A 12,152-nucleotide genomic window follows, 5' to 3' on the forward strand; every position below is an offset into this window, starting at 1 on the left:
GTGAAGAGCTTGCTCTATCCCGCCGTCGCGCTGATGAATCGCCTGAGCTTTGGCATGAAGTTCAGCTTGATCAGCGTGCTGTTCCTTGTGCCGATGCTGGTGACTAACTTCTATCTGGTGCGCGATTCTTATCGAGAATTCCAGGGCACACGGGTCGAGCTGCAGAGCCTTGATCTACTGGGCAGCAGCCTGACGTTACGGCGCGATCTGGAAACCCTGAACAACCTGGTGCAGATCAACGTCACCCTCGGTCAGTCCGGCAAGGCCGGCAATGTCGAGTCGCAGATCACTACCCTGGGGCAAAGTGTGCTGACCCGTTTGCAAGGGCTGACGGCGATGACCGCTGACCCGGAGCAGATCACGGTTTTCGATGCTAAACGCGATGAAATGATCGCCGCGTTCAAGGCCCAGCAAGCGGAAAACTCCCTGCAAAGCAAAAGCGCGATGATCGGCAAGTTGCTCGGCAACGCGCAGATTTTCAGCCAGATCATCGCCAGTCAGGCCGGCCTCAGCCGCGACACTCAGAGCGACATGCGCCAACTGAGCGAACTCATCACCAATGTCACGCCGCCCGTGACCCAGCTTCTGGGTGAAGGTCGGGCGATGGGCTCTTTTTCGCTGGGGCAGGGTTTTCTCAACTCGGCATCGAGTACCCGTTTTGATGAGTTGCTGGCGCAGATCGAAAAACTGCAGGCCGAATATGCCCTGAAGTTGCAGGACGCGCTGGGCTCAAGCAAAGCGGCTCGGGAAACCCTGGCCGCTCAGGCCGATAGCAGCAAGGCGTCGTTGAAAAAGGCCAGTGAACTGTTCGAAGAGCAGGTGGTGATGGCCGACACGCTGGATGCGCCGTGGCAGGGCTTTTACGATCAGGTCACGGGCCTGATGGACCAGACCTACCAACTCAATGAAGCCACCTTGGAGTTTCTCGACACCCAACTGCAACAGCGACTGGAGCAGAACCGCACCCATATGGTCTTGCAGGCCGTGGCGCTGTCGGTGGTGTTTGTGTTGATTTTTTACCTCTATGGCGGCTTCTACGCCTCGACCCGCACCACCCTCAAGCGTCTTGGCGCGGTGATGGATAAGGTCGCGGCCGGCGACATGACGGTGACCTTCAGCGCCAACAGCCGCGATGAACTGGGCGAGTTGGGCGAGGTGTTCAACGGCACCGTGAAGAAAATCCACGACCTGATCGAGCGGGTCGGCCAGACCGTCAGTGAGGTCGAGCGCCAGGCCGGGCAGGTGGAGAACGTTTCCGCTCAAAGCAACCAGGCGGTGGCGGGACAGCGCACGCAGATCGAGCAGGTCGCCACGGCCATGAACCAGATGTCGGCCACGTCCCTTGAGGTAGCACGCAGTGCCGCGGCAGCGGTCAGCAGCGCCCATAGCGTCAACGACGAGACCATCAGCGGGCGCGGGCTGGTGGCGTCTCAGCAAGGCAGCATCGCAGCCCTTGCCACTGAGATCGATCAGTCGGTGCTGGTGATCAATCAATTGGCCAGCGACAGCCAGTCCATCAGTCGCGTGCTGGAGGTGATCAAGAGCATCGCCGAACAGACCAACCTTCTGGCCCTCAACGCCGCCATTGAAGCCGCTCGGGCCGGTGAACAGGGGCGTGGTTTTGCGGTGGTGGCGGACGAGGTCCGGACACTGGCCAAGCGCACTCAGCAATCGACCGAGGAAATCGAGCAGATGATCGCCAAGCTGCACAGCGGTGTCGGCGCTGCTGTGAAGGCGATGGGTACCAGTCATCAGATGGCCAACGGCACGGTGGGGCAGTCGGAAAAGGTTCAGCAAGCGCTGGAAAACATCCTCGGTGCCGTCGGCATGATCGTCGATCAGAACCAGCAAATCGCCGCCGCGGTAGAGCAGCAGACCGCCGTAGCCCATGACATCGACCAGAATATTGTCGAGATCAACCGCGCCGGTGAGCGTACCGCCGAAGGTGCACACCAGACCGAGGACGCCAGTCGCGCGTTGTCGGCTCAGGTGGTGGAGTTGAAGCAGCTGATCAGCGCGTTCCGGGTTTAAAGCCTGGAACCGGTTCCCCTGTGGGAGCGAGCTTGCTCGCGATGGCTGCCTGGCAGTCGATATTGATGTCGCCTGACACACCGCTATCGCGAGCAAGCTCGCTCCCACAGGGGATGTGCGGCGATTGACTACCAGTTGAACAGCTCACAAGCATTGGCAGTGCTGGCGGCGGCCAATTGCTCAGGGCTGATCGCCATGATCCCGGCCAGTGCCGAGCAGATCGCCGGCAGATGCGCCGGGCTGTTGCGTTGGCCGGGGAACATGGCGGGCGCCATGTCCGGGGAATCGGTTTCCAGTACCACCGATTCAAGCGGCAATTCGGCCAGCACACGATGCATGCGCAGGGCCTGAGGCCAGGTCGCGGCACCGCCCAGGCCCAGTTTGAAACCGAGCTTGATGTACTCGCGAGCCTCTTCCTTGCTGCCGGCGAAGGCATGAATGATCCCCGCGCGTTTCAACTTCAACCGTTTGAGCGTGGCAATCACCGCCGCATGACTGCGTCGCACATGAATCAGCGCTGGCAGATTGAAGTCAGCCGCCAGTTGCAGCTGCGCATCGAACAGTACCTGTTGACGTTCACGGTCCAGGGTTTCGATAAAGTAATCCAGACCGATCTCGCCCACCGCGCACAACTGTCGATGACCCGCCAACCGAGTCAGCCAATCACCCAGGTCGTGTAAATCTTCAGGGCGATGATCATCCAGATACACCGGATGCAAACCGAACGCCGCATACAGGTCGGGATCGCTTTGCACCAGATCCCAGACGCGCTGCCAGTTGCCCTGATAAACCCCCAGCACCACCATCCGCCGCACGCCGAGTGCGCGGCTCTCGGCCAACAACGCCGTGCGATCCTCGTCGAAGTCGGGAAAATCCAGATGAGTGTGGCTGTCGATCAGCTCCACGGTTCAGTCCTGGCGAATACGCTGCTTGAAGGTCCGCGCGATGGCCTGCACGCCGGGTTGGTAATCCGATTGCTCGATGGCGGCCAAGGCCAGTTCCAGTGCTTTGTCGGCGATGAGCTGATGCTGCTGGGCCATGGCGTTGACCGGCAGCGGCAGGAAATCCAACAGCTGCGTGTCGCCGAATGTACCGAGGCGCAGCGGACGGGTTTTGAGCGGGAAGTCGTGCAAGGCATCGAATACGCCCTGAAGCAGCACGTAGGACGTGGTCACCAACGCATCCGGCAAATGGCCCAGGCGCTGTAGCAGTTCTTCCATCAACTGTTTGCCGCACTCACGGCTGAACGATTCGCCGTGCTCGATCAGCACCTCGCCTTTGAACCCGTCCAACGCATCTTTGAAACCGCCCGCCCGCTCCTGGCTGATGCTCAGTTCGGGGCGTGCGCCGATCAGTGCGATCTGCTTGGGCAGCGGGTCCAGTAGACTGCGGGTCAGTTGCAGGCTGGCCTCGCGGTCATCACTGATCACCGAACAGAAATGCTCAGGCTCCATGACCCGGTCGATCGCGATGATCGGAATGCCCTTGGCCTGCAATTGGCGATAGCTGTCATCGCCGGCCGGCAGGCAACTGGCAACGATCAATGCATCGCAGCGCCGGGCCCGGAACAGTTTCAGCAATTGCCGTTCGCTGTCCGGTGCATCGTCGGAACTGGCGATCAGCAGCTGATAGCCGCGAGCCCGGGCGCCTTGTTCCAGCAGTTTGGCGATTCGCGCGTAACTGGGGTTTTCCAGGTCCGGCAGAATGAAACCCAAGGTGCGGGTGTGCCGACTGCGCAGCCCGGCGGCCTGAGGATTGGGCGTAAAGCCATGTTGTTCGACGACCGCGCGCACGCGCTCGACGGTGGCACTGCTGATACGTTGTTGTTCTGCCTTGCCATTGATGACATAGCTGGCGGTGGTAACGGACACACCGGCCAACTGGGCGATATCACTGAGTTTCAACCCGGGTTTTCCTTGTTTTTTCGAGCTTGCCTCGACATTTTCGCCAATCCTACCCGATTAAGGCAGACGACCATCGTCGCGACGCATCCGACAATCGGACTTCAAGGATGAGACATTATCGAGTAACGTGCCAATCATTCTAGATTAAACGTTTCAGCAGGCGTATTTTCTACGTTATAGGCTCCTTTGCCGGTTCTGCCGCGAAACCGCCAAAACTGCCCCTGAAAAGGTGTGCCTAAGAGCCTAAGCTGAATCATTCAAAACAATACCTGGCGTCACAAGACGCCAAAAAGGAGAAAGCATGCTCGAGCTCACCATAGAGCAGATATCCATGGGCCAGTCGGCTGTGGATAAGTCCGCAGCGTTGCACCTGCTGGCGCAGCATCTGGTCACCGATGGCCTGGTGGCCGAGGGTTATCTCGCCGGGTTGCAGGCGCGCGAAGCCCAGGGCTCGACCTTTCTCGGTCAAGGTATTGCCATCCCCCACGGTACGCCGGAAACCCGCGATCTGGTGTTCACCACCGGCGTGCGGCTGATGCAGTTCCCTGAAGGCGTGGACTGGGGCGACGGTCAGATCGTCTACCTGGCGATTGGTATTGCGGCCAAATCCGACGAACACCTGCGTCTGTTGCAACTGCTGACCCGAGCCCTCGGCGAAACCGACCTCGGCCAGGCGCTGCGCCGCGCCAGTTCCGCCGAAGCCTTGCTGAAACTGTTGCAAGGCGCGCCGCAAGAATTGGCGCTGGATGCACAGATGATCGGCCTCGGTGTGTCCGCCGATGACTTCGAAGAGCTGGTCTGGCGCGGTGCACGTTTGCTGCGTCAGGCCGACTGTGTGAGCAATGGTTTCTCGGCCGTGTTGCAACAAGTCGATGCGCTGCCATTGGGCGATGGCCTGTGGTGGTTGCACAGCGAGCAAACGGTCAAGCGTCCGGGCCTGGCCTTCGTCACGCCGGACAAACCCATGCGTTACCTCGGCCAGCCGCTCAGCGGTCTGTTCTGCTTGGCCAGCCTCGGTGAAGCCCATCAAGCCTTGCTCGAACGCCTTTGTGCGTTGCTGATCGAAGGTCGCGGCCACGAATTGGGGCGCGCCACCAGCAGCCGTAAAGTCCTCGAAGTCCTTGGCGGTGAGCTGCCGGCCGATTGGCCGAGCGCTCGCATCGCGCTGGCCAATGCGCACGGCTTGCACGCGCGTCCGGCGAAGATTCTCGCGCAACTGGCGAAAAGTTTTGAAGGTGAAATCCGCGTACGCATCGTCGATGGTCAGGACAGCGCCGTGTCGGTGAAGAGCTTGAGCAAACTGCTCAGCCTCGGCGCCCGTCGCGGCCAGGTGCTGGAATTTGTCGCCGAACCGAGCATCGCCGCCGATGCCTTGCCAGCCTTGCTGGCCGCCATCGAAGAAGGCCTCGGTGAAGAAGTCGAGCCGCTGCCAGCCGTGAGCCAACAGCGCGAAGTGATCGCCGATGTGGCCGAAGTGGTCCTCGCGCCAGCCTCCGGCAGTCTGGTTCAGGCCATCGCCGCCGCACCGGGCATCGCCATCGGCCCGGCGCACATTCAAGTGCTGCAAACCATTGATTACCCGCTGCGCGGTGAGTCTGCCGCGATCGAGCGAGAGCGTCTCCAGCAGGCGTTGGCGGACGTGCGTCGCGACATCGAAGGCTTGATCGAACGCAGCAAGTCCAAGGCCATTCGCGAGATTTTCATCACCCACCAGGAAATGCTCGACGACCCGGAATTGACCGACGAAGTCGACACCCGTCTCAAGCAAGGCGAAAGCGCCGAAGCGGCGTGGATGGCGGTGATTGAAGCGGCGGCCAAACAACAGGAATCGCTGCAGGACGCCTTACTCGCCGAGCGCGCCGCCGACTTGCGTGATATCGGCCGTCGAGTGTTGGCGCAACTGAGTGGCGTCGAAACCCCGAGCGAGCCGGAGCAACCGTACATTCTGGTGATGGATGAAGTCGGTCCATCCGATGTCGCCCGCCTGGATCCGGCACGCGTCGCCGGCATCCTCACCGCCCGTGGCGGCGCCACTGCACACAGTGCAATTGTCGCCCGAGCCCTTGGTATTCCGGCACTGGTCGGCGCCGGCCCGGCGGTGTTGCTGCTGGCGCCGGGCACGCCGTTGCTGATCGATGGTCAGCGCGGCCGCCTGCACGTGGACGCCGACGCGGCGACCTTGCAGCGCGCCACCGAAGAGCGCGACACCCGCGAGCAACGTTTGAAAGCGGCCGCCGAACAACGTCATCAACCGGCACTGACCACTGACGGCCATGCAGTCGAAGTGTTCGCCAACATCGGCGAAAGCGCCGGCGTGACCAGCGCGGTGGAGCAGGGCGCCGAAGGCATTGGCCTGCTGCGCACCGAACTGATTTTCATGGCCCACTCGCAAGCGCCGGACGAGGCGACCCAGGAAGTCGAATACCGTCGAGTTCTCGATGGCCTGGCCGGTCGGCCGCTGGTGGTGCGCACCCTCGACGTTGGCGGTGACAAACCGCTGCCGTATTGGCCGATCGCCAAAGAAGAAAACCCGTTCCTCGGCGTGCGCGGTATTCGCCTGACCCTGCAACGTCCGCACATCATGGAAGCGCAATTGCGCGCGTTGCTGCGTGCGGCGGACAACCGTCCACTGCGGATCATGTTTCCCATGGTCGGCAGTGTCGATGAATGGCGCCAGGCCCGGGACATGACCGAACGTCTGCGTCTGGAAATTCCGGTTGCCGACCTGCAACTGGGGATCATGATTGAAGTGCCGTCGGCTGCATTGCTGGCGCCGGTGCTGGCCAAAGAGGTCGACTTCTTCAGCGTCGGCACCAATGACCTGACCCAATACACCCTGGCCATCGACCGCGGTCATCCGACCTTGTCGGCCCAGGCTGACGGCTTGCACCCGGCGGTGCTGCAACTGATCGACATCACCGTGCGTGCGGCGCATGCCAACGGCAAGTGGGTCGGCGTGTGCGGCGAGTTGGCGGCCGATCCGCTGGCGGTGCCGGTGCTGGTCGGTCTGGGTGTGGATGAGCTCAGTGTGTCGGGTCGCAGCATTGCCGAGGTCAAGGCGCGGGTTCGCGAACTCAGCCTGGCCCAGACCCAAATCCTTGCCCAACAGGCCCTGGCCGTGGGCAGCGCCAATGAAGTGCGCGCATTAGTGGAGGCCCTGTAATGGCCAAGATCCTGACCCTGACCCTCAACCCGGCGCTGGACCTCACGGTCCAGTTGCCGCTACTTGTCCCCGGCCAAGTCAACCGTAGCGACGAGATGCACACACATGCCGCCGGTAAAGGCGTGAACGTGGCACAAGTGCTGGCGGACCTCGGGCATCAGCTCACGGTCAGCGGTTTCCTCGGGGAGGACAACCTTCAAGCGTTCGAAACCCTATTCGCCAAACGCGGTTTTGTCGACGCATTCATCCGTGTTCCGGGTGAGACTCGCAGCAACATCAAACTGGCGGAAAGCGATGGGCGCATCACCGACATCAACGGTCCCGGACCCTTGGTGAGTGAAGCCGCGCAGCAGGCGTTGCTTGATCGACTTGATCAGATTGCACCCGGTCATGACGCGGTCGTCGTTGCCGGCAGCCTGCCTCAAGGCATCAGTCCGCAGTGGTTGCAGGCGTTGATTGTGCGTTTGAAAAATCTCGGTCTGAACGTGGCGCTGGACACCAGTGGCGAAGCCTTGCGGGCCGCGCTCAATGCCGGTCCGTGGCTGATCAAGCCGAATACCGAAGAACTGGCCGATGTGCTGGGCTGCGAGGTGGTTTCGGTGGCGGCGCAAGCGCAAGCCGCGAGCCGCTTACACGCTCAAGGCATCGAGCACGTGGTGATCTCCGACGGCGCCGATGGCGTGAACTGGTTCAGTGTCGGCTCTGCGATGCATGCCACGCCGCCCAAGGTCAGCGTCGTCAGCACCGTGGGCGCAGGCGATTCGTTACTGGCCGGCATGCTCCACGGTTTGCTCAGCGCCGACACGCCTGAACAGACCTTGCGCACCGCCACGGCGATTGCCGCGATGGCGGTCACCCAGATCGGTTTTGGTATTGGCGACGCCACGCAGTTGGCGCGGCTCGAACAGGGCGTGCGTATGCGCACCCTGACAGAACAATAAGAGGGTTTGTCATGAAGTTAGCCATTGTTACGGCCTGCCCGAACGGCATGGTCACCAGTGTGCTGTGCGCCCGTTTGCTCGATGCAGCGGCCCAGCGTCAGGGCTGGAGCACCAGTGTCGAAGTCAATGATGCCGCGCACCCGGAACGTCAACTATCGGCGGCCACGATCGAGGCGGCCGAGTGGGTATTGCTGGTGACCAGCGCGCCGGTGGATATGTCGCGATTCGTCGGCAAGCGGGTGTTCCAGAGTACTCCGGCGCAAGCCCTGCAAGATGTTGAAGCGGTGTTGCGTCGCGGTGCTGAAGAGGCTCAGGTTTACGTCGCCCCCGAAGCCGTGGCCGAGCCTGCCGCCCTCGTAAAAAACGCCCCGCGTTTGGTCGCGATTACCGCGTGTCCGACCGGCGTCGCTCACACCTTCATGGCCGCTGAAGCCTTGCAGCAAGCGGCCAAGCGTCTGGGCTACGATCTGCAAGTGGAAACCCAGGGCTCGGTCGGTGCGCGCAATCCGTTGAGTGCAGCGGCGATTGCCGATGCGGACGTAGTGCTGCTGGCCTGCGATATCGAAGTCGCCACCGAGCGTTTCGCCGGCAAGAAGATTTACCGTTGCGGCACCGGCATCGCCCTCAAACAAGCCGAAGCGACGCTGAACAAAGCGTTGGCCGAAGGCACGCAAGAAACCGCATCGACTGGCGCCAAAGGCCCGGCCAAGCAAGAGAAAAGTGGCGTCTACAAACACCTGCTGACCGGCGTGTCGTTCATGCTGCCGATGGTGGTGGCGGGCGGTCTGATGATCGCCTTGTCGTTCGTGTTCGGCATCACTGCGTTCAAGGAACCGGGCACGCTCGCGGCGGCGCTGATGCAGATCGGCGGCGAGACCGCGTTCAAGTTGATGGTGCCGCTGTTGGCGGGTTACATCGCCTACTCGATCGCCGACCGTCCGGGCCTGGCGCCGGGGATGATTGGCGGCCTGCTGGCAAGCACCCTGGGCGCCGGTTTTATCGGCGGGATCATTGCCGGTTTCATCGCCGGTTACGCGGCGCAGGCGATCAATCGTTATGCACGCTTGCCGCAAAGTCTTGAGGCGCTGAAACCGATCCTGATCATCCCGTTGCTGGCGAGTTTGTTCACCGGTCTGGTGATGATCTACGTGGTGGGCAAGCCGGTGGCCGGGATGCTCGAAGGCCTCACGCACTTCCTCGACAGCATGGGCACCACCAACGCGATTCTGCTCGGTGTATTGCTGGGCGGGATGATGTGCGTCGACCTTGGCGGGCCGATCAACAAAGCCGCGTATGCGTTCTCGGTGGGGCTGCTGGCGTCGCAAAGTTATGCACCAATGGCCGCGACCATGGCGGCCGGCATGGTGCCGCCGATTGGCTTGGGCATCGCTACGTTTATTGCGCGGCGCAAGTTTGCTCAGGCTGAACGCGAAGCCGGTAAAGCGGCGTTGGTGTTGGGGCTGTGCTTCATCTCCGAAGGCGCGATTCCGTTTGCCGCGAAAGACCCGCTGCGGGTAATCCCGGCGAGCATTGCCGGTGGTGCACTGACCGGTGCGTTGTCGATGTATTTCGGCTGCAAACTGATGGCGCCGCACGGCGGATTGTTCGTGCTGGCGATCCCGAATGCGATCAACCATGCGCTGTTGTATCTGCTGGCGATTGTCGCCGGGAGTTTGCTGACGGCAGTGGCGTATGCGGTGCTCAAGCGGCCGGAAGTCGTTGAGCTGGCAATAGAGCCTGTCAGCGCCTGACACCTACCCCTGTGGGAGCGAGCTTGCTCGCGATGGCGGTGTATCAGCCACCATTTTCGGTGAATGTTAAACCGTAATCGCGAGCAAGCTCGCTCCCACAGGGATTTGCGGTGTTGGCTGATTTCTGTGTCATGTCTGAGTCATCCAGCCGTGTTTAAGTTTTTCCTTTTCAGGGAGAACACCATGAGCGAATTCGACCTCGGCCGCCGTCGTGTCATACAAGCCGTCGGTGCCGGGCTGTTGTTGCCAGGCCTGGCGCCGGCGGTCATTGCCTCGGTCAAGGATCGGCCGCAACTCACCGATGGCGTGCAGTCCGGCGATGTGCTGGGCGACCGGGCGATGATCTGGAGCCGATGTGATCGCCCGGCGCGGATGGTGGTGGAATGGGACACCCGTAGCCTGTTCAGTAACCCTCGTCGTTTTGTCTCGCCATTAGCCGATTCCAATACCGATTTCACTGCCCGCGTCGAACTCACTGGCCTGCCCGCCGACCAGGCGATTTTCTACCGCGTGCACTTCGAAGACGCCCAGAGCGGCGTCACTAGCGAACCGTGGTTCGGCCATCTGCGCAGCGTGCCGCAAACCCGTCGCGACCTCCGTTTCGTCTGGAGTGGCGACACCGCCGGTCAGGGCTTCGGCATCAACCCGGACATCGGCGGCATGCGCATCTACGAAGCGATGCGTTTGCGCCTGCCAGACTTCTTTATCCACAGCGGCGACACCATCTATGCCGACGGTCCCATACCTGCGCAGCTCACAACAGAGAGCGGCCGCGTGTGGCGCAACATCACCACTGAAGCCAAGAGCAAAGTCGCCGAAACCCTCGACGACTATCGAGGCAATTACCGTTACAACCTGATGGACGAAAACATCCGCCGCTTCAACGCCGAGGTCCCGCAGATCTGGCAGTGGGACGATCATGAAGTGGTGAACAACTGGTCGCCGGGCAAACAGTTGGATGATCGCTACAAGAGCAAAGATATCCACAGCCTGGTCGGTCGCGCGCGTCAGGCCTGGCTCGAATACGCACCGGTGCGGTTGCAGAGTGCGGATGGCGGCGGGCGAATTTATCGCAAGCTCGGTTATGGTCCGTTGCTCGATGTGTTCGTGCTTGATATGCGCAGCTATCGCGGGGCGAATGACGACAACCTGGGTGCCGCTAAACCGTTTCTCGGACGTGAACAGCTGGACTGGCTGAAGGCTTCGTTGAAAGCCTCCAGTGCGCAATGGAAAGTCATTGCCGCCGACATGCCCATCGGCCTGGGCGTATCGGACGGTGAAAGCAGCCCCGGTGTGGCGCGCTGGGAAGCCGTGGCCAATGGCGATCCAGGGCCGGCCCAGGGGCGTGAACTGGAAATCGCCGAATTGTTGGGTTTTCTGCGGGCGCAGCAGGTGCGCAATTTTGTCTGGCTGACGGCGGACGTGCATTACTGCGCCGCGCATCATTACCACCCGGACCGTGCGGCGTTTCAGGATTTCGAACCGTTCTGGGAGTTTGTCGCCGGGCCTTTGAATGCGGGGAGTTTCGGGCCTGATTCGCTGGATAAGACCTTTGGTCCCGAGGTGGTGTTCGAGAAAGCACCACCGGCACAGAACACCTCGCCGTTTGCCGGGTTTCAGTTTTTTGGTGAGGTGAATATTGATGGGCAGACGGGGGAGATGAGTGTGGTGTTGCGGGATCTGGATGGGGTTGGGGTGTTTGAGCGGAAGTTGCAGCCAGTCTGATAGATCCACCCCTCACTCCAGCCCTCTCCCCACGGGGGAGAGGGGGGAAGGGGGTCGATCTTCACCGTTTTTGAAGCCTGAGTTCGACGCGGAATTTCAGGTCGCAGAATGTCTAAAGAAACTCACGGTCAGTCCCCTCTCCCTCCGGGAGAGGGTTAGGGTGAGGGGGGATTCGGGATCAGAATCACGACGTTCGATCCGCGGAAAATCTCAGGATCTGCTCAAGCACTTCACTCATCCGCTCAATTACCTCCAGATTGCTAAACCGCACAACCTCAATACCTTGCTGCTGAAGGTAAAGCGTTCGACGCTGGTCATGTATTTTTGCCGCCGTCTCGTAATGCTGACCACCATCCAGTTCGATGGCCAACTTCAGTTCCACGCAATAAAAATCCAGGATGTACGGCGGGCATGGAAACTGCCGACGGAATTTCAGATTGGCGATTTGCCGAGAACGAAGTTTTTGCCAGAGCAGCAGTTCGCAGTCAGTTTGGTTGGTGCGTAGATGGCGGGCGAATTGGCGTTGGTTGAGGGTGGGGCGGGTGGGCATGCTTCACGTCCGTGTGAAGGGGGATGGAGGTTTTACTGTAGCTGAGGTTTTGCGATTCATCTTGAAATCGACCTCTCACCCCAGCCC

8 protein-coding genes are annotated in these 12,152 nt (G+C 61.1%); 5 read left to right on the top strand and 3 right to left on the bottom strand.

What is annotated here, in order from left to right; genetic code table 11:
- Nucleotides 1-2,031, top strand: a complete 2,031-nt coding sequence (locus ACA056_RS03725) for a methyl-accepting chemotaxis protein (RefSeq protein ID WP_497270577.1) — start codon at nt 1-3, stop codon at nt 2,029-2,031.
- A 128-nt stretch (nt 2,032-2,159) separates the two neighbouring features.
- On the opposite strand, the gene ACA056_RS03730 is transcribed toward ACA056_RS03725, so the two are convergent.
- Nucleotides 2,160-2,936 (bottom strand): TatD family hydrolase, encoded by a 777-nt coding sequence (locus ACA056_RS03730; RefSeq protein WP_497270579.1) that lies wholly within the window; start codon nt 2,934-2,936, stop codon nt 2,160-2,162.
- A 3-nt stretch (nt 2,937-2,939) separates the two neighbouring features.
- Nucleotides 2,940-3,935, bottom strand: a complete 996-nt coding sequence (cra, locus tag ACA056_RS03735; RefSeq protein WP_497270581.1) for a catabolite repressor/activator — start codon at nt 3,933-3,935, stop codon at nt 2,940-2,942.
- 301 nt (nt 3,936-4,236) lie between these two features.
- On the opposite strand from cra, the gene ptsP reads away from it, so the two are divergent.
- From ptsP to ACA056_RS03755, 4 genes are all read left to right on the top strand, one after another.
- On the top strand, nt 4,237-7,098 hold the full coding sequence (gene ptsP, locus ACA056_RS03740; RefSeq protein WP_497270583.1) for a phosphoenolpyruvate--protein phosphotransferase: 2,862 nt from the start codon (nt 4,237-4,239) through the stop codon (nt 7,096-7,098).
- Nucleotides 7,098-8,039, top strand: a complete 942-nt coding sequence (gene pfkB, locus ACA056_RS03745) for a 1-phosphofructokinase (RefSeq protein ID WP_497270585.1) — start codon at nt 7,098-7,100, stop codon at nt 8,037-8,039. The genes ptsP and pfkB overlap by 1 nt, the downstream gene beginning before the upstream one ends.
- Before the next feature lie 11 nt (nt 8,040-8,050).
- On the top strand, nt 8,051-9,790 hold the full coding sequence (locus ACA056_RS03750) for a PTS fructose-like transporter subunit IIB (RefSeq protein ID WP_497270587.1): 1,740 nt from the start codon (nt 8,051-8,053) through the stop codon (nt 9,788-9,790).
- 183 nt (nt 9,791-9,973) lie between these two features.
- A complete protein-coding gene (locus ACA056_RS03755) occupies nt 9,974-11,515 on the top strand; it encodes an alkaline phosphatase D family protein (protein ID WP_497270589.1) in 1,542 nt (513 codons plus the stop codon).
- Between the two features lie 184 nt (nt 11,516-11,699).
- On the opposite strand, the gene ACA056_RS03760 is transcribed toward ACA056_RS03755, so the two are convergent.
- Nucleotides 11,700-12,065 (bottom strand): endonuclease domain-containing protein, encoded by a 366-nt coding sequence (locus ACA056_RS03760; protein ID WP_497270591.1) that lies wholly within the window; start codon nt 12,063-12,065, stop codon nt 11,700-11,702.
- Nucleotides 12,066-12,152: the final 87 nt, after the last annotated feature.

The organism is Pseudomonas sp. LBUM1666, assembly GCF_059695775.1.